Annotated in this window: 18 protein-coding genes; 1 reads left to right on the forward strand and 17 read right to left on the reverse strand. The window is 41.4% G+C overall.

Annotation, left to right across the window (positions count from 1 at the left end; translation table 11 throughout):
* Nucleotides 1–6 precede the first annotated feature (6 nt).
* The 8 genes from ACIFOT_RS09100 to ACIFOT_RS09135 form a co-directional block, all read right to left on the reverse strand.
* Nucleotides 7–939 (reverse strand): YybS family protein, encoded by a 933-nt coding sequence (locus tag ACIFOT_RS09100; RefSeq protein WP_430063998.1) that lies wholly within the window; start codon nt 937–939, stop codon nt 7–9.
* A gap of 115 nt (nt 940–1,054) precedes the next feature.
* Nucleotides 1,055–1,294: a 30S ribosomal protein S18 gene (rpsR, locus tag ACIFOT_RS09105; protein ID WP_024030263.1), complete on the reverse strand. Its 240-nt coding sequence runs from the start codon at nt 1,292–1,294 to the stop codon at nt 1,055–1,057.
* 51 nt (nt 1,295–1,345) lie between these two features.
* Nucleotides 1,346–1,876 carry a single-stranded DNA-binding protein gene (ssb, locus tag ACIFOT_RS09110; RefSeq protein WP_430063999.1) on the reverse strand — a complete coding sequence of 177 codons (531 nt, stop codon included), beginning with the start codon at nt 1,874–1,876 and terminating at the stop codon, nt 1,346–1,348.
* 71 nt (nt 1,877–1,947) lie between these two features.
* Nucleotides 1,948–2,235, reverse strand: a complete 288-nt coding sequence (gene rpsF / locus ACIFOT_RS09115; protein WP_430064000.1) for a 30S ribosomal protein S6 — start codon at nt 2,233–2,235, stop codon at nt 1,948–1,950.
* 341 nt (nt 2,236–2,576) lie between these two features.
* Nucleotides 2,577–3,677, reverse strand: a complete 1,101-nt coding sequence (gene ychF, locus ACIFOT_RS09120) for a redox-regulated ATPase YchF (RefSeq protein WP_430064001.1) — start codon at nt 3,675–3,677, stop codon at nt 2,577–2,579.
* Between the two features lie 127 nt (nt 3,678–3,804).
* On the reverse strand, nt 3,805–5,802 hold the full coding sequence (locus tag ACIFOT_RS09125; RefSeq protein WP_430064002.1) for a molybdopterin-dependent oxidoreductase: 1,998 nt from the start codon (nt 5,800–5,802) through the stop codon (nt 3,805–3,807).
* Nucleotides 5,803–5,870: 68 nt separating this feature from the next.
* Nucleotides 5,871–6,068 (reverse strand): DUF951 domain-containing protein, encoded by a 198-nt coding sequence (locus ACIFOT_RS09130; RefSeq protein ID WP_223595370.1) that lies wholly within the window; start codon nt 6,066–6,068, stop codon nt 5,871–5,873.
* Nucleotides 6,069–6,083: 15 nt separating this feature from the next.
* The gene (locus tag ACIFOT_RS09135; RefSeq protein WP_430064003.1) at nt 6,084–6,968 is read right to left on the reverse strand and encodes a mechanosensitive ion channel family protein; all 885 of its coding nucleotides are present in this window, start codon (nt 6,966–6,968) and stop codon (nt 6,084–6,086) included.
* A 278-nt stretch (nt 6,969–7,246) separates the two neighbouring features.
* On the opposite strand from ACIFOT_RS09135, the gene yyaC reads away from it, so the two are divergent.
* Entirely contained in the window at nt 7,247–7,861 is a 615-nt protein-coding gene (gene yyaC, locus ACIFOT_RS09140; RefSeq protein ID WP_430064004.1) for a spore protease YyaC, read from the forward strand.
* 34 nt (nt 7,862–7,895) lie between these two features.
* Here yyaC and ACIFOT_RS09145 read toward each other — a convergent pair whose 3' ends face one another.
* The 9 genes from ACIFOT_RS09145 to spoIIIJ form a co-directional block, all read right to left on the reverse strand.
* Nucleotides 7,896–8,612 (reverse strand): DUF554 domain-containing protein, encoded by a 717-nt coding sequence (locus ACIFOT_RS09145; protein WP_430064005.1) that lies wholly within the window; start codon nt 8,610–8,612, stop codon nt 7,896–7,898.
* A gap of 90 nt (nt 8,613–8,702) precedes the next feature.
* Nucleotides 8,703–9,551, reverse strand: coding sequence for a ParB/RepB/Spo0J family partition protein (locus tag ACIFOT_RS09150; protein WP_430064006.1), 849 nt, complete (start codon nt 9,549–9,551; stop codon nt 8,703–8,705).
* Complete coding sequence (locus ACIFOT_RS09155; protein WP_430064007.1) at nt 9,544–10,305, reverse strand: ParA family protein; 762 nt, start codon at nt 10,303–10,305, stop codon at nt 9,544–9,546. Before ACIFOT_RS09155 ends, ACIFOT_RS09150 begins: the two co-directional genes overlap by 8 nt.
* A 315-nt stretch (nt 10,306–10,620) precedes the next feature.
* Nucleotides 10,621–11,502, reverse strand: coding sequence for a nucleoid occlusion protein (gene noc / locus ACIFOT_RS09160; protein WP_430064008.1), 882 nt, complete (start codon nt 11,500–11,502; stop codon nt 10,621–10,623).
* Nucleotides 11,503–11,603: 101 nt separating this feature from the next.
* Nucleotides 11,604–12,320 carry a 16S rRNA (guanine(527)-N(7))-methyltransferase RsmG gene (rsmG, locus tag ACIFOT_RS09165; RefSeq protein ID WP_430064009.1) on the reverse strand — a complete coding sequence of 239 codons (717 nt, stop codon included), beginning with the start codon at nt 12,318–12,320 and terminating at the stop codon, nt 11,604–11,606.
* 132 nt (nt 12,321–12,452) lie between these two features.
* Complete coding sequence (mnmG, locus tag ACIFOT_RS09170; protein WP_430064010.1) at nt 12,453–14,342, reverse strand: tRNA uridine-5-carboxymethylaminomethyl(34) synthesis enzyme MnmG; 1,890 nt, start codon at nt 14,340–14,342, stop codon at nt 12,453–12,455.
* 165 nt (nt 14,343–14,507) lie between these two features.
* Complete coding sequence (mnmE, locus tag ACIFOT_RS09175; protein ID WP_430064011.1) at nt 14,508–15,893, reverse strand: tRNA uridine-5-carboxymethylaminomethyl(34) synthesis GTPase MnmE; 1,386 nt, start codon at nt 15,891–15,893, stop codon at nt 14,508–14,510.
* 657 nt (nt 15,894–16,550) lie between these two features.
* Entirely contained in the window at nt 16,551–17,174 is a 624-nt protein-coding gene (gene jag / locus ACIFOT_RS09180; RefSeq protein WP_430064012.1) for an RNA-binding cell elongation regulator Jag/EloR, read from the reverse strand.
* Nucleotides 17,171–17,944, reverse strand: coding sequence for a YidC family membrane integrase SpoIIIJ (gene spoIIIJ / locus ACIFOT_RS09185; RefSeq protein WP_430064013.1), 774 nt, complete (start codon nt 17,942–17,944; stop codon nt 17,171–17,173). Before spoIIIJ ends, jag begins: the two co-directional genes overlap by 4 nt.
* Nucleotides 17,945–18,058 lie beyond the last annotated feature (114 nt).

Raw genomic sequence — 18,058 nt, forward strand, 5'->3', positions numbered from 1 at the left:
CAAGTCTTACTCTTTTTTTTCAAAACGTTTTCTTAAATCAAATCCTATATCGGTTATTCCTAATATCATTATTATATAATGAATAATTGGTATCATGAAAGCAAGAATTACTACAAAGACACGAATCCCTTTAGGAATGGACTTTTGATGGAAAATATTAAATAAAAATCCGAGCCCTTGGACAACCATAAATGTCCCCAATATGTAAATCGCATTCGTTAGAACTGAAAATAAATAGGTGCCCTCTTCCGGTCTTACAAGTAAATTTGCTCCTAAAGCTATTAAAAGATACCACAGAATACTTCTTGGTAAAGACAGATTCCTCAAGCTTCCCCATGGCTCAACATTTACACCAAATCTCTTAGCGATAGGAAAACAAACCCACTGAATGATAAAGGAAGCAACAATGGACCCCAAAATTAGAACGCTTGGTAAAAGTGTTAGGACCATATCAACTTGTTTTTTCAGCTGTTCTATTTGACTTTCCTTTCCCATTGATTTAAGCATTTCTTCTGACTGTTTTAAGGAATGATTTAAAGCCGCCTGCAGTTCATGGGTGATATCCATTTTCATAAAAGCGGAAGTTACTACAAAAAAAATAATGATGCCCGCCATCATGGCCAGGGAACTGGCAATTAAAATTGCAGACCTGCTTTTATTTTTTTGCAGCATATATCCAATGATCACACCAGTTGTTCCATAAATAAGCATCATGGCTAATCCCATAAAAGACGCCGCAATAAACGAAATGATTATACTGGCTACAAAAAAGGCTGCGATGTTTTTAATATTATTTTTAGCTGTAAATATGATAAACGGTGCTGGAAGTACAATATTTATAATGGAACCAATGAGTGGGATATAAATGGTTATTAATAAGAGCACAGTAAATGCAGCTAAAAGGATAGCACCTTCTGTTAGTTTACGTACATTTTTCACTACTTCACCCCTAAATTTTCTGGAAACCCATCTCTTTATTTTAGCTAGATATTTGGTTGTATTCAACCTTATAAAAAAGGCAGCAAGGGAAGAGCCCCTGCTGCCTTACGATTTATTATTCACCTGCTACGAATGGTAATAATGCCATTTGACGTGCACGTTTGATTGCAACTGTTAGTTTACGTTGGTATTTAGCGCTTGTACCAGTTACACGACGTGGTAAAATCTTTCCACGCTCAGAGATGAATTTTTTTAGTAAATCCACATCTTTGTAATCGATGCGAGAGATGCCATTTGCTGTGAAATAGCACACTTTACGACGCTTTGCGCGACCGCCTTTACGTCCTCCTGCCATGAAAATTCCCTCCTTTATCGTTTTTATATCGTTACGTTTTAAAAGGTTTTTTTAAAATGGTAGATCGTCATCAGAGATGTCAATTTGACCATTTCCTGCAAACGGATCTTCATCCATGCGGGTAAAACCTCGGTTTTGGTTTTGATTCTGATTCTGATTAGGACGTTGATTCTGATTGCTGCTGCCATATGGATTACCTTGTGGTTCCATTGGAGGAGCACCGTAATAATCGTTGCCTCTTCCTGCGCCGCCGCCAGAAGAAGATTTAGGCTCTAGAAATTGAACACTTTCTGCTTGAACCTCTGTAACGTATACACGTTTACCATCTTGTCCTTCATAGTTGCGGGTTTGAATGCGGCCATCGACACCTGCAAGGCTGCCCTTTTTCAAGAAGTTCGCCACATTTTCAGCAGGTTTGCGCCAAACAACACAGTTAATAAAGTCTGCTTCACGCTCACCTGCCTGACTAGAAAATGGTCGATTAACTGCTAAAGTAAAGGTAGCAACAGGAACCCCATTTGGTGTATAACGCAAATCAGGATCTTTTGTTAAACGGCCAACAAGCACGACACGATTCATCATCAGAATCAACTCCTTTTCTTTTGGAAAGATGTTCCACGTGGAACATGTTTACCAAGAAATATATATAAATCTTATTCTTCTTCTTTAATTACGATATGGCGAATGATATCTTCGCTGATCTTTGCAAGACGAGAAAATTCTTGTACTGCAGCAGCTGAAGATGTAGTTTTAGCGATTTGGTAGTATCCGTCACGGAAATCGTTGACTTCGTAAGCTAGACGGCGCTTACCCCAATCCTTTGTTTCAGCAGTTTCCGCACCGTTATCAAGAAGAATTGTGTTGAAACGCTCAACAAGAGCCTTCTTCGCTTCATCTTCAATATTTGGGCGGATGATGTACATGATTTCGTACTTATTCATCACAGTCACCTCCTTTTGGTCTAAACGGCCCGAATGGGCAAGGAGCAATTATTCATTACTCACAAGTTGAAATTATAGCACAAGAAAAAAAGAAAAGCAACGACCTTCACATTTTTGCCAATATAAAAGCTCTGCATAAGCTGCAGAGCTACTATTTTGTGCGGTGTTAACCTTGTCTGTTGATTTCCGCTCCAGGTGCTTCGCTTTCCGCGAGCGGTTCGGAGAGCCTCCTCGGCGCAAAGCGCCTGCGGGGTCTCTCCTGTCCCGTACTGCCGCAGGAGTCTCGCACCTTCCGCTCCAATCAACAGAAGTGCAAGATTAACATTGTGCTTTTACTTATCCTAAACATTAAAGCGGAAGTGGATAACGTCTCCATCCTTCACAATATAATCCTTTCCTTCTAGACGTACTTTCCCAGCTTCCTTCGCCGCATTATGACTGCCAGCAGCTAATAGATCATCAAAGGAAACTGTCTCAGCACGGATAAAGCCGCGCTCGAAATCAGAGTGAATAACCCCGGCACATTGTGGTGCCTTCATGCCGTTTCTAAAGGTCCAAGCACGAACCTCCTGAACACCTGCCGTGAAATAAGTAGCTAAACCAAGCAGGCTATAGGCGGCACGGATTAATTGGTCGAGACCGGATTCTTCAATGCCCAGCTCAGAAAGGAACATCTCTTTTTCTTCACCTTCTAGTTCAGCAATTTCCTCTTCGATTTTGGCACAAATTACGATAACCTCAGCGTTATCAGCTTTGGCAAATTCCCGAACCTTTTGAACATATTCATTTTCTGATGGGTCGGCAATATCATCTTCGCTCACGTTGGCTACATAAAGGACAGGCTTGATTGTTAATAAATGCAGTCCTTTTACTAATTTCATTTGTTCTTCTGTAAAGTCAACGGTACGAGCAGGTTTTTCTGCTTCAAACGCATCACGAAGCATCGCAAGGACTTCAAATTCAGCCGCTGCTTCTTTATCCTTTTGCTTGGCCAATTTTTCCACACGGCCGATGCGCTTTTCAACAGATTCCATATCAGCCAAGATTAATTCTAAATTAATTGTTTCAATATCGTCGATTGGATCCACTTTCCCCGATACGTGGGTAATATTTTCATCTGCAAAGCAGCGGACTACTTGGCAAATGGCATCCACTTGACGGATGTGAGAAAGGAACTTGTTCCCGAGACCTTCACCCTTACTTGCGCCTTTGACAATCCCAGCGATGTCAGTAAATTCAAAAGCAGTTGGTACCGTCTTTTTCGGCTGGACGAGCTCGGTTAATTTTTGTAATCGGTAATCTGGAACCTCTACAATTCCAACATTCGGATCAATGGTACAGAAAGGGTAGTTTGCCGATTCCGCTCCTGCTTGAGTTATTGCATTAAACAATGTAGATTTACCAACGTTCGGCAAACCTACAATACCAGCTGTTAAAGCCATTCACGTTCACTCCTCTAGAAAAATAGATCTATTTGAATAAAAATTAGTTGCTAAATATAAAAGACAAGCCTTTCACAATTATAGGCATATGTCTAAAAAAAGACAACTGCCGCTTCAATTACGGCAGTTAGTTAATTTTTTCAAGATTTACTAAACAATCGTATAAAGTACTGCCAAGTCCATTATCAGATTCTTTGTTGGATGTCAGCAGATTAACAGACCCGCCAAATTCCTGCCAAATCCCTTCGTCGATATTAATCGTGTCCGGGTGAGCGTTCGCAAAAATGGAAATAAAACCTTTTACTTCACCGCGGTCATTCCATACCCGCACATAATCACCATTGTTTAATGACAAATCAGCGGCAATATTTTCAGCAATCTCTACCTTTAATTGCGGCTTTAATGCAAAAAGATGATAGTTTTGCGAATGATTGGAGCGCATCGGGTGAATCGTCAGCAGGCTATAGGGGTATTTTTCCGCCAGAGCAGGATTTGCCCATCTCGATTCATCCGGAACGGCTAATTTCAAGAGACCCTCATCCCCTTTAAGCGAAGAGGTGAATTCGAATTTGCCGCTTGGTGTTTCGAATTTCCAGTCCTGCCAGGGAATGTAGGCCACTGGCAGTTCCACCGTATGCTCTTCTTTTAATTTGGCAAGCGTAATCCCGTGTTGTGCCAATGGTTTTAGCGTCATCTCAAGGAATTGGTCTCTGGAAAAAGTAAATTCATCACTAAATCCAAGTTTTTCCGCTAATTGCGTCCAAATCCATAAATCGGATTTTGCTTCGCCCGGCGGGTCGACAAGCTTAGGACCATAATTGACATAATGATGGTACATCGAGGAGTAGTAAAAATCCTCCTCTTCAAACACGGTGGTCGTTGGCAATACATAATCAGCCATTCGTGCCGTATCGGTCATATATTGTTCAATGACAACCAGCGTCTTGACTGAAGAAAAAGCCTCTTTAACCACATAGGTGTCAGGCACCTGAGTCAACGGGTTCCCGCATGTCACGATAATCATTTGGATTTCCGGGTCTGCCGCCTTGAGCACTTCTTCCGCCTGCTTCATAATTGAAAATTGCCGATGATTTTGTTTGCGGCCGGCAAGAGTTAATTCCTCAAAGGCAAAGCTTTGCCCCACTTGTAGGTTGGCATAATTGGCACCGCCTCCGGCAATCCCGATATTCCCGCTGACGGCAACAAGGGCATCAATCAAGCGGATAGTGTTCCCGCCGTTTCGATATCGCTGCAAGCCTAAGCCCATATAAGTGGAAGTTGGTTTATCAGCATAAATCTTAGCCAGATGCGTAATGGTTTCTTCCGTAACCTCTGTCATTTCACTTATTTTTTCAAGGGAAATACTGCCTAGCAGACCTTCTAAATCTTTATAGCCTTGTGTATGTTGTTCAATAAAGCATTGATCCTCTAAACCTAAGCGGAGTATTTCTTTCATAATTCCAGCGGCCAGCAATCCGTCCATTCCAGGTTTAACCGTGATATGTTGATCGGCAATTTTGGCTGTCGCATTAAAAAGGGGGTCAATCACATAAAGGTTTGCACCACGCTTTTTCGCCTCTAATAGCTTTTCGTAGAAATGCATATTCGTCCGCGCGACATTTCTTCCCCAAACAATGATGTTTTTGCTATTAAAAATATCAGCTGGTTCATGGCTGTAGGCACTGCCAAAATCCCATTTCTGCGCTTCAATCCCTGCTCCCCAGCATAGCGAGCCATATAGTTCCGTTACTCCGCCATAGGCATTAAAGAAGCGCTGATCCAAATTTTTCAACATCCCGTTATTAGCATAATCGTGGCTGTGAAGAACCGCTGTTGTACCGTACTGTTCTTTGATTTCTATTAATTTCACAGCGATTTCATCGAGGGCTTGCTCCCAGGTTATTGGTTCGAATTGGCCGTTTATCTTTTTTAAAGGGTGCAATAACCGTTTTGACGAGTTCGTTCTTGTTTCCAACTGACGGCCGCGGCCGCAAATTTTTCCCTTTGTAATCGGATGGGATGGATCGCCGTCGACTTTTATTACTTTATTATTTTCTACTGTTACATTTAAACCGCAGCTATCCCAGCAATTTAACGGACAAGCCGACTGTATAATCTTTGCCACACGCTCTCCCCCCAAATCACTTTATCTAATAAGAATAATACAGCATCGCAAAAAAAGAAGCATGAAAATTATTCTTCATGCTTAACCAAAATTTTCTTCATTTTTCTTGAAAACTCTCTCCTTGGAATAAGAACACTGTGGCCGCAGCCTTCACATTTAATGCGAACATCCATCCCCATCCGGATAATCTTCCAGCGATTCGTCCCGCATGGGTGCTGTTTCTTCATTTCAACCACATCGTTTAAAGCAAATTCTTTTTCCTCCACCCGACTCACCATCCTTTAAACACTCGGTTCTTTTACATTACTTGAATCCTTCGAGAACATCACCATACGTGGATATGGAATTTCAATTCCATGGGCATCTAGTTCAAGTTTGATATCTTTTCTTATTTTCCTCGTAACTGCAGCATGCTTCATTGGCAGTGTTTCCGCTATAATCCTAATTATTACTTCTGACGGTCCAAAATTTTGTATGCCCAAATATTCTGGAGCTTTTACTAATTCCTCATATTGTTCCGGCATTTTTGTAAGTGAATCTTTAATGACTGTCTCTGCCTTATCAATATCCTCTTCATAAGCAATTCCGACATCAATTATTGCAATGCTATTATTAATGGAAAAATTGGTAACTTCCATTATGCTTCCATTTGGCAAAATATGGACCTCTCCAGTCCAGCTTTTTAATTTGGTCGTCCTCAAGCCAATTGTCTGAACTGTTCCCTCAAACTGTCCGATGCGGACATGGTCGCCGACAGAAAATTGGTCTTCAAAAATAATAAAGAATCCTGTAATCACATCTTTAACCAAACTTTGGGCGCCAAACCCTACAGCCAAGCCGACAATCCCTGCACCGGCAAGAAGGGCCTTCACATCGATTCCTAAAACGGAAAGAACCATCATAAAGGCAATAAAATAAACCACGTAGGAAAGGATATTATCTAAAAGCTTTGAGAGGGTCTCTTCGCGTCGTTCGGATGTACTGAGCGGAGAGAGGTTTCTTATTTTAAATATGTTGTGAATGGCCAATTTCCCAACGCGGATTAATATATTGGCAATGACAATAATGGCGATAATTTTTAATAGTCCTTCACCAAGGTTTAACCACGTATCTTCATTTTGGAATTTATAGATCAATTTTTGCATGCCTTTTTCAGTTAGACTCATAAATCCACCTTCCTTAATCTAAACACCTCTATTTTAACAATTTTCTTCCTTACATTGTAGCATTATGATTTTTTCATTTTCTATCCACTTCATGTATAGATTTACTGAATTTTCCGTATACTAATTAGAAAAGCGGAAGCGCCTTGATCAGGGGCGACAAGTATAAGACGAGCCGGCGGGAAGGTTGCATTTTAACCTTCTCGACGGATTGGCTTAGACCAAAGAGCCCCTAGGCGCTGGAGCTAGACAGGGCCGACTTAGAGTAGGGAGTGGGATTAATGAATCTTAAAACGAATTTTTTTGACAGGAGGGGCAAGACCCGCATCATTCATGATGATAATCAGGCATCCGAAAATTTAGCGGAGGAATTGCTGGCCACCATTCCAAAAGTGACTAGCCGCCCGATCGTGTTTGTTTGTATTGGGACTGACCGCTCCACCGGAGATTCATTAGGACCACTTGTCGGAACATTGCTTGAAGAAAAAAACCTGAAATCCTTTTATGTATATGGGACATTAGATGAGCCAATCCATGCGGTGAATTTAGCAGAAAAGCTAAAGGAAATTCATATTAAGCATGTTGATCCGTTTATTATTGGGATCGATGCCTGTTTAGGGCGGATGAAAAATGTCGGCGTGATTCAACTTGGGCATGGCCCAGTCAAGCCAGGTGCCGGGGTAAACAAGGAACTTCCTGCTGTTGGCGATATCCATATCACTGGTATTGTCAATGTCAGCGGGTTTATGGAGTTCTTTGTATTACAAAATACACGGTTAAATCTGGTGATGAAAATGGCGAAAACGATTGCCAGCGGAATTTACGAAGCCAGTCTCCTGTATCCAAAGCAGCGCTGGAACGATTTAAAATGGTTAGATGAAGAGAAAACAAACTAAAAGAGCACGTTGGTGCTCTTTTAGTTTGTACCATTTATTGTAAAAAAGTGTGATAAAAATAAATAATCGTGACAATGATTCCCGTGATTACAATTCCAGGGAGGAGGTTCGCGACCTTAATTTTCACCATTCCAGTAAGATTAAGACCGATGGCCAAAATCATAATACCGCCTGTTGCTGTCATTTCCACGATAAATTGATCCATTAAGGCTTGAGGGACAAAACGGTCAATTTGTGTGGCAAATAAGGCGATCAAACCTTCATAAAGCACAACAGGAACCGCTGAAAAAATGACACCAATCCCAAGTGTCGTCGTTAAAATTAATGCAGTGAATCCGTCAATCAAAGATTTCGTATACAATACATCATGATCGCCGCGAATACCGCTGTCGAGAGCTCCGATAATTGCCATGGCGCCAATCACGAAGATTAAGGTAGCAGTGACAAACCCTTCTGATATACTGCCTTTACCATTTGAACCGACCTTTTTTTCGAGCCAAATGCCCAAATCATTTAATTTATCCTCAAGTTTTAACAGTTCACCGACTACCGCACCAACTACTAGACTAATAATGACAATCAGGAAATTTTCGCTTTTTAAGCCCATTTGCAATCCTAAAACCATAACAGACAAGCCAATGGCATACATGACCGTCACTTTCATTCCCTCTGGAATTCGGTTTAATAGCTTACCGAGAAGAGTGCCAATCACTATTAATAGTCCGTTAACTATTGTTCCTAGTAAAAACATGATGTTTCACCTTGTTTAGCCTTTCGAAATAATTAATATTACTAAACTATCATATTAAGATAAAAAATTAAACCATCCCTTTGGATGGTTTTAAAATGATTCTTCCTGGCCAAGCATTTCAAGAATCCGTTCTAGGTCTTCTTGAGAGAAAAATTCAATTTCAATTTTCCCTTTATTTTTATTTTGTTTAATATTCACTGATGTGCCAAAGCGCTCACGCAATGAATGCTCGCGTTCCTGAATGAAAACATCCTTTTTCTTTTCAGGCTTTTTTGTTTCACGTGAAACATTTTCATTTAATTGTTGAATTAATTTTTCTAACTGGCGGACGTTTAATGCTTCATTGATAATTTTTTCGATTAAAACAGGAAGCTTAGCTTTTTGTCTTAGTCCTAATAAGGCACGGCCGTGACCCATTGATATTTTTCCTATTGAAATCAACTCTTGAATATGGGGTGGAAGGGAGAGCAGTCTGATATGGTTGGCGATATGCGGCCGGCTTTTGCCTAAGCGTTTCGCCACTTCCTCCTGTGTCAGCTTCAGCTTTTCCATTAACGTTTGGTAAGCAATTCCCTCTTCAATTGGATTTAAATCTTCCCGTTGGAGATTTTCTAGGACGGCCAATTCCATCATTTGCTGTTCAGAAAGCTCACGGACTACCGCCGGGACCGTTTCAAGCTTCGCTTCTTTAGCAGCCCGGAAACGGCGTTCACCTACAACAATTTCATAGCCTTTAATCGTTTTCCTGACAACGAGCGGCTGTAAAATTCCATGTTCTAAAATCGACGCTTTTAATTCATCGATTGTTTCTTGGTGGAAGGTTTTACGTGGCTGGTAGGGATTCGGCCGCAGTTCCTTAAGTTTAATTTCTTGGACTGTTTCTTCTTTGCCGACATCCGCAAAAAATGCATTAAGGCCTTTTCCTAATCCTTTAGCCATTTGAGACCACTTCCTTCGCTAAATCTAAATAAACTTCTGCTCCACGGGATTTTGCATCATAGGTAATGATCGGTTCCCCATGACTTGGAGCTTCACTTAGACGCACATTTCTAGGAATAATTGTTTTATAAACCTTGTCCTGGAAGTATTTTTTTACTTCTTCAATGACTTGAATGCCAAGATTGGTCCTTGCATCAAGCATTGTTAGTAATACTCCTTCAATTTTTAAATCTTGATTTAAATGCTTTTGCACCAGTCTTACGGTATTCAAGAGCTGACTTAAGCCTTCGAGCGCATAATATTCACATTGGACTGGGATTAAAACAGCATCGGAAGCCGTTAAAGCATTGATGGTTAATAACCCTAAAGATGGCGGACAATCGATAATAATATAGTCAAATTGATTCTTCACTTCTCCGAGGGCGCGTTTTAAACGGACCTCTCTGGAAATCGTCGGTACGAGTTCAATTTCTGCTCCAGCCAGCTGGATTGTTGCTGGAAGTGCGTATAAATTTTCAACAGATGATGGTTTAATAACGTCTTTTACTTCGACATCGTCTACTAAAACATCATAGATACACTGTTCAACTTCTGCCTTTTCAATTCCAATCCCGCTTGTTGCATTTCCCTGCGGGTCAATGTCTACCAATAAGACACGTTTCCCTATGTATGCTAAGCAGGCGCCTAGGTTGACAGAGGTAGTCGTTTTGCCGACTCCACCTTTTTGATTCGCGATTGCAAGAACTTTGCCCACGATGTCACCTACCCTTTATATCTTGAAAAATTTTATTCTCATATTCTATTAAAAATTATCCTCTATTAAAGAAAGAAAGTAAAATTTGATTCCTATATTTTAACATGAAATTGATAAGTTGTTGTTTGTTTTCTAAAAATATTCCAATGAGTTAATTTTTCCAATAGGTACTCTTAAATTGGCATGTTGATTTGCGCTACAGGCGCGAGCGGTTCGCGGGCGGTTCGGGGAGCCTCCTCGGCGCTGAAGCGCCTGTGGGGTCTACAAAAAAATAAGAACCAAACAATATGATTGTCTGGTTCTTCCAATTGTATTTTATTTTTTCTTTGGAATCCGAATTGTAAATTGGTAAAATTCGTCAAATTCTTCTTCCTCAGCGTCAAGATTAATCCCGCTGTCGGTTACCATTGTCAGTGATTGACGAATGGTATTGACGGCGATTCTCATATCCTTGCTAAATGCTTTGCGTTTTGGCTTTGGTTTCTCATTGTTTTGTTCAAGCATCCTGACAACGCGATCTTCGGTCTGCTTAACATTTAGATTCCTTTCAATAACCTCAGCCATGAGGGCCACTTGTTTCTCTGGGTCCTTAAGTGGAATCAGAGCACGTGCATGGCGCTCAGTAATAATCTTATTTAACAAGGCTTCCTGTACCGGCTGCGGTAATTTTAATAGTCGCAATTTGTTGGCAACGGTCGACTGGCCTTTGCCAAGCCGCTGTGCTAGTGCCTCTTGCGTCAGATTGTGCAGTTCGAGCAGTTTTCCGTACGCAATCGCTTCTTCAATCGGCGATAGCTCTTCACGCTGCAAATTTTCAATCAGTGCTACAGAAGCCGTCTCGGTATCTGATAAATTTTTTACGATGGCTGGCACTTCTGTCCAGCCTAATTTTTTCATGGCCCGCCAGCGGCGCTCACCGGCGATTATCTCATATTTGCCAATTGCAAATTCTCTAACTACAATCGGTTGAATGATACCATGTATGTGAATCGTTCGTGATAGTTCCTCAATCTTATCTTCATCAAATACTGTTCGCGGCTGAAAACGGTTAGGCACTATTTGGTCAATTGGTATTTTTTTAATTTCTTCATTTCTTTCTACTTCTACTTCTACTTCTATTTCTTCCTCAAGACCAACCGCAACCTCTTGTTCTCCTTTTTCGCCAAAGCCAAAAAAGCGTGTAAATGAATTTTTCATCCCCAACACCACCTTTACGAAACTCCCTATTACTAATTCTATAAACGAATAATATCTTCCTGCCTAACGAGGTAATTTTCACAAAATTTGCGAGCCTTCCATTACTCGATTGGTGCTTTACCTGGTGTCCCCGGTTTTCGCGGATATTTCTTCGGCGTCTGTTTTTCTTTTTTTATAATTAAGATACTTCTTTCACTTTCTTCAAATGGCAATGTAAAAGTAAACATTTTATCAAGCTTTCCGCCGAGTGTGGTTATCGCCTTTTGTCCCACTGCTAATTCTTCTTTGGCTGATGCGGCCTTCATCGCTATAAAATCCCCACCGACTTTGACCAGCGGAAGACAGAACTCACTCAGAACTGACATTCTTGCTACGGCCCTTGCTGTCACAACATCAAAGTTTTCGCGATATTCCGGATTCACCCCAAAGGTTTCCGCGCGGTCATGGACAAAATGGACATTTTCCAATTCCAGAACGTTAGCAAGATGGGTTAAAAAGGAAATTCGCTTATTCAATGAATCGACAATCGTTACTTCTATTTCCGGGAAAACTATTTTAAGCGGGATGCTTGGGAATCCGGCACCCGCTCCGACATCACAGAGATGAAAGGGTTTGGAAAAATCAAAATAAAATGATGCCGTAATGGAATCATAAAAATGCTTTAAATAGACATCTTCCTTATCGGTGATGGCCGTTAAGTTCATTTTTTCGTTCCATTCAACCAAAGTTTCATAGTATTTTTCAAATTGGTCAAGCTGCCGGTCAGTAAGGGTGATACCCTTTTCCTGAAGGCTGGCTCGAAATTGATCAATATTCATACATTTTCCTCACTGTCTAGCTCCAGCGCCTAGCCCCTCTTTGGTATAAGTCAATCCGGCAAGGTTAAAGAGCAACCTTCTCACCGGCTCGTCTTATCTTTGTCGGGGCTGTACAAGGCGCTTCCGCTTTTCTTACTCATTAGAAATTCTTGCAACCCGGCCCTGCTCTAAGTATACAAGCAGAATCGAAATATCCGCAGGGTTTACCCCGGAAATTCTTGAAGCCTGGGCAAGAGATAACGGCTTGATCTGCTTTAGTTTCTGTCTTGCTTCTGTTGCCAGTCCTGTAATTGCATCATAATCGATGTTATCCGGGATTTTCTTATTCTCCATTTTCTTTAAGCGATCGACTTGTTGCAGAGATTTTTCAATATATCCCTCATACTTAATTTGAATTTCCACTTGTTCCTTTGTTTCGTCATCAAGCGGAGCATCAGATTTTGTCAGAGTCTCCAGCAATGCATACGTCATCTCAGGTCTTTTTAACAGATCAGAGGCACGGATTCCATCCTTTAATTCACTGCCGCCGATACTTCTTATTAGTTCTTGCACCTCAGCAGCAGGCTTTAAAATAATGGAGCGTAAACGTTCCTTTTCTGTCTCAATCGCGTCTTTTTTTGCTAAAAATTTCTGATAGCGTTCATCGGATATTAAGCCAATTTCATGGCCGGTTTCAGTTAAACGTAAATCGGCATTATCATGACGCAGCAGCAAGCGGTATTCCGCTCTTGACGTTAATAATCGGTATGGCTCATTTGTTCCTTTTGTAATCAAATCATCGATTAATACACCGATATAGGCATCGGAACGGCTTAACACTAACTGTTCCCGCCCAAGCGCATTGAGCCCGGCATTGATTCCCGCCATTAAGCCCTGTCCTGCCGCTTCCTCATATCCGGACGTGCCGTTAATCTGCCCTGCCGTATATAAGTTTTGCACGACTTTTGTTTCAAGCGTAGGCCATAATTGTGTAGGGACAATCGCATCATACTCAATCGCATAACCGGATCGCATCATTTGCACGTTTTCAAGACCTGGAATGGTTTTAAGAATTTGCTGCTGCACGTCTTCAGGAAGACTTGTCGATAAACCTTGAACATACACTTCCTGCGTATTTCGGCCTTCGGGTTCAAGGAAAATTTGGTGACGCGGCTTATCATTAAAACGTACGACTTTATCTTCAATCGATGGGCAGTAGCGCGGGCCTGTTCCTTTAATCATCCCTGAATACATCGGTGAGCGATGCAAATTATTGTCAATTAACTGATGTGTATGTTCATTTGTATAGGTTAACCAGCATGGCAGCTGATCGGTAATATATTTCGTTGTTTCATAGGAAAAGGCCCTTGGCGTTTCATCGCCAGGCTGAATTTCCGTTTTGCTGTAATCAATCGTATGACTGTTTACCCTTGGCGGCGTTCCTGTTTTAAAACGGACCAAATCAAAGCCAAGTTCTTCTAAATGCTCAGACAGCTTAATGGAGGGCTGCTGATTATTCGGACCGCTGGAATATTTTAATTCACCAAGGATGATTTCCCCGCGCAGGAAGGTCCCCGTCGTAATAACAACTGTTTTTGAACGATAGACAGCGCCTGTTTTGGTAATAACACCTTGGCAAATTCCGTCTTCGACAATTAACCGCTCAACCATGCCTTGGGTTAACGTCATATTCCGCTCATCTTCAATTGTTTTTTTCATTTCATGCTGATAGGCAAACTTGTCTGCCTGTGCTCTTAATGCCCGTACGGCCGGCCCTTTGCCAGTGTTCAGCATTCTCATTTGGATATGGGTTTTATCAATGTTTTTGCCCATTTCTCCGCCTAACGCATCGATTTCCCGTACCACAATGCCCTTGGCAGGACCACCTACCGATGGGTTACATGGCATAAAGGCAACCATATCAAGATTTATTGTAATCATTAATGTTTTAGCACCAAGTCTTGCCGCCGCGAGGCCTGCCTCACAGCCAGCATGACCGGCACCGATGACAATCACGTCATAACTGCCTGCTTCGTATTGCATGTTGAACCTCCTTTTCCACTCGTAAAAGCGGAAACATTCCTACTGTCTAGCTCCAGCGCCTAGGGGCTCGCAGGTCTACAGCCAATCCGTCGAGAAGGTTAAAAAGCAACTTTCCCGCCGGCTCGCCTTATGCTTGTCGCCCCTGGTCAAGGCGCTTCCGCTTTTCTATTTTCCTAAACAAAACTGTGAGAATAACTGATCAATAAGGCTTTCATGGACGCTGTCGCCGATGATTTCCCCAAGCAATTCCCAGGTTCTTGTTAAATCAATTTGTACAATATCAATCGGAGTACCCATTTCTACACCTTCGATAGCTTCTTCGATTGAGTTTAAACTTTGGTTTAATAACGCAATATGACGGCTGTTCGAAACATAGGTCATATCCCCTGCTTCAAGTGAACCAGCAAAGAATAAAGAGGAGATTGCCTCTTCCAGTTCATCCACACCGCGGTCTTCTAAAAGTGAAGTCGTTACTAGCTTATACTCCTTCGCTAATTCCTTCACACGTTCTAAATCAATTTGCTGCGGCAAGTCTGTTTTATTGACTATAACGATGACATCCATTCCCTTAACTGCTTCGAATAGATTTTCATCCTCTTTTGTCAGCTTGTCCGAGTAATTCAACACAAGCAAAATTAAATCTGCCTCTTTTAAAACCTGTCGGGACCGTTCGACACCAATCCGTTCAACGATATCCTCTGTTTCCCTGATTCCCGCCGTATCCAATAGTCGAAGCGGTACACCGCGCACATTGACATACTCTTCAATCACATCGCGGGTAGTCCCTGGTATATCAGTGACAATCGCCTTGTTTTCTTGAACCAGACTATTTAATAAAGAGGATTTCCCAACGTTCGGCCGACCGACAATAACAGTGGAGAGGCCTTCTCTTAAAATTTTTCCTTGCTGGGATGTTTGCAAAAGCTTGGTTATTTCCTCTCTGACAATGTGAGCTTTTGGCAGCAGCATATTATGAGTCATCTCTTCAACATCGTCATATTCTGGATAATCAATATTTACTTCAATATGGGCCAGGATTTCTAGAATTTCCTGACGCAGCCGTTTAATCAGCTTCGATAAGCGCCCTTCCATTTGCCCAAGGGCGACATTCATGGCCCGGTCTGTTTTCGCTCTGATTAAATCCATGACTGCCTCTGCCTGCGATAAATCGATCCGTCCATTTAAAAATGCCCGTTTTGTAAATTCACCCGGCTCTGCTAATCTTGCTCCGTTTTTTAAAACATGCTGGAGGACTCGATTGACTGACACTATTCCGCCATGGCAGTTAATTTCCACTACATCCTCTTTTGTAAAGGTTTTTGGCCCCTTCATCACAGAAACCATTACCTCTTCCACCACTTCGCCGCTCTTTGCATCGATTAGATGGCCATAGTGAATCGTATGGGTCGGTTGTTCAGACAGCTTCTTCCCGCCAATCCCTTTAAAAAGCTTATCGGCTATTTTTATGGCATCATCCCCGCTCAACCGGACAATGGCGATGGCTCCCTCACCCATTGGCGTCGAGATCGCCGCAATTGTATCAAACTCCATCTACTTCACCTCACTTAAAAACCATATTTATATATGAAAATTATTTTTTTATCCAAAACACTAGAATACCACATCGATTTCTGTTAAAAAAGCAATCCTATTCGTCAAAAATTATCCACAGTACATTATTGTCCATTTATTATTTTAACTTATCCACATGTGAATAACAATAAAACAAAAACAAGGAAACATTGTTGTGTATAGTTAAAAATTTTGTATAAGGATCCATTAAATTACGTTTTTGAGAAGACCAAACATAAGTTTCGGGAAAATTGATTGGTTTAAAGTACAGAGAGCCCAACAGGAAATGTCCCGGATTACGGACTCGGACGGTTGTTTTTCCGAAGTTCGTGTCCTCTATAAGCTTGATTAAGGACTCCGGAACACTGATTATTCGACTCCCGTGTCCTCTATAGCCCTTATTGCGGACTCGGACCCTTAATTTTTCGACTCCCGTATCCTTTATAGCCCTTATTGTGAACTCGGATCCTCGATTTCTCGACTCCCGTGTCCTCTATAGCCCTTATTGCGGACTCAGTCAGTCGTTTTTCCGTGGTTTGTGTCCTTAACAAGCCCAATACAAGTGAGTTTCCCCTTTGAATTCAGTGTCTAACAAAAAAACACCCTATCAAAATTGATAGGGTGTTTTAGCATTTTTTATCTTCTTACTGGTGATATGACAATAAATCGATGAGGCTCCGATCCATCGGAAAAAGTTTTCACGCGTTTATTTTCAGATAAAGCGGAATGAATAACTTTACGCTCATAGGAAGGCATCGGCTCTAATGCAACATCTTTCCCAGTCTTGACTGCTTTCTCAGCAAGACGATGTGCTAGTTGAATAAGGGTTTCATTTCGTCTGTTTCGGTAATCTTCCGCGTCCAATATAACGGTTAAATACTGATTAGAAAAGCGGTTTATCACTAATTGTGTCAAATATTGCAGTGAATTTAACGTTTGTCCTCTTTTTCCAATCAATAGCGCAATCTTTTCCCCAGTCATGATGAAATGAACTTGCTTGCCGTCGCGTTTGATTTCAATTTCCGCAGGGGCACCCATTTGTTCACTTACTTGAGTAAGAAATTTCTTTGCTTCCTCAAGCGGATCGATAATGACGGTTACCTTTACAACAGCTGGACGTGAACCAAAAATACCGAAAAACCCTTTTTTACCTTCGTCAATAATGTCTACATCTGTGCGGTCTTTTGTTGTTTTTAATTGAGCTAAAGCTGATTCTACTGCTTCGTCGACTGTTTGTCCTGTAGCAGTTACCTGTTTCACTTTTTTGCTCCTCCCGCTTTGCCGGTGGCTTGCGCCTTCAAATCCGGCCCTTTAATAAAATAGGTTTGAACAATCATAAAAATATTTCCGACAACCCAGTACAAGGACAGAGCTGCTGGAAAATTAAAAGCAAAAACGACAATCATAATCGGCATCATCCAAAGCATCATCGCCATTTGCGGATTCTGCTCCTGACCGGCCATCATCAATTTTTGCTGAATAAATGTCGTGATACCAGCAACGATTGGTAAAATGTAGTATGGATCCTTTTCTCCAAGGTCAAACCACAGAAAACTGTCTTGAGCAATTTCCCTTGTTCTTGAAATGGCATGGTAAAAACCAATCAAGATTGGCATTTGCACGATTAACGGAAAACATCCAGCCATTGGATTTACGCCATGCTTTTGAAAAAGCGCCATCGTTTCCTGCTGCAGCTTTTGCTGTGTCTTTTGATCCTTCGAGCTATATTTTTCACGAAGAGCTTTCATCTCTGGCTGCAAAGCCTGCATTGCTTTTGAGCTTCTTGTCTGCTTGATCATTAACGGCAAGATAGCCAGTCTGATTAAGATCGTCACGACAATAAGCGATAAACCAAAGCTTCCGCCTAGTAAATGAGCCCCTTCTTTAATCACCCAGGACAAGGGATAGACAATGTATTCATTCCAAAAGCCCGTACTTTCGGCAGTAATCGGCTTCTTTATTTCACTGCACCCTGTTAGGAACAGAAAAACAGAAAGAAGGCCGAATGAAAGTAATATTCTTTTTTTCAACCAATTTTTCCTCCTTGCAACATATATAGTGAAAAAGTGTGTAGGTAAACTTTTATGTATATATTTCTTTAGGATATAACAAAGGTATTTTATCATTTATTTAAATGAATTGTC

The organism is Neobacillus sp. NRS-1170 (genome assembly GCF_050468025.1).

Coding starts and splice junctions, on each gene's coding strand:
- rpsR (WP_024030263.1), bottom strand. CDS start 1,294: ATGGCAGGAGGACGTAAAGGCGGTCGCGCAAAGCGTCGTAAAGTGTGC.
- ssb (WP_430063999.1), bottom strand. CDS start 1,876: ATGATGAATCGTGTCGTGCTTGTTGGCCGTTTAACAAAAGATCCTGAT.
- rpsF (WP_430064000.1), bottom strand. CDS start 2,235: ATGAATAAGTACGAAATCATGTACATCATCCGCCCAAATATTGAAGAT.
- ychF (WP_430064001.1), bottom strand. CDS start 3,677: ATGGCTTTAACAGCTGGTATTGTAGGTTTGCCGAACGTTGGTAAATCT.
- ACIFOT_RS09135 (WP_430064003.1), bottom strand. CDS start 6,968: ATGAGTCTAACTGAAAAAGGCATGCAAAAATTGATCTATAAATTCCAA.
- yyaC (WP_430064004.1), top strand. CDS start 7,247: ATGAATCTTAAAACGAATTTTTTTGACAGGAGGGGCAAGACCCGCATC.
- ACIFOT_RS09145 (WP_430064005.1), bottom strand. CDS start 8,612: ATGTTTTTACTAGGAACAATAGTTAACGGACTATTAATAGTGATTGGC.
- ACIFOT_RS09150 (WP_430064006.1), bottom strand. CDS start 9,551: ATGGCTAAAGGATTAGGAAAAGGCCTTAATGCATTTTTTGCGGATGTC.
- noc (WP_430064008.1), bottom strand. CDS start 11,502: ATGAAAAATTCATTTACACGCTTTTTTGGCTTTGGCGAAAAAGGAGAA.
- rsmG (WP_430064009.1), bottom strand. CDS start 12,320: ATGAATATTGATCAATTTCGAGCCAGCCTTCAGGAAAAGGGTATCACC.
- mnmG (WP_430064010.1), bottom strand. CDS start 14,342: ATGCAATACGAAGCAGGCAGTTATGACGTGATTGTCATCGGTGCCGGT.
- mnmE (WP_430064011.1), bottom strand. CDS start 15,893: ATGGAGTTTGATACAATTGCGGCGATCTCGACGCCAATGGGTGAGGGA.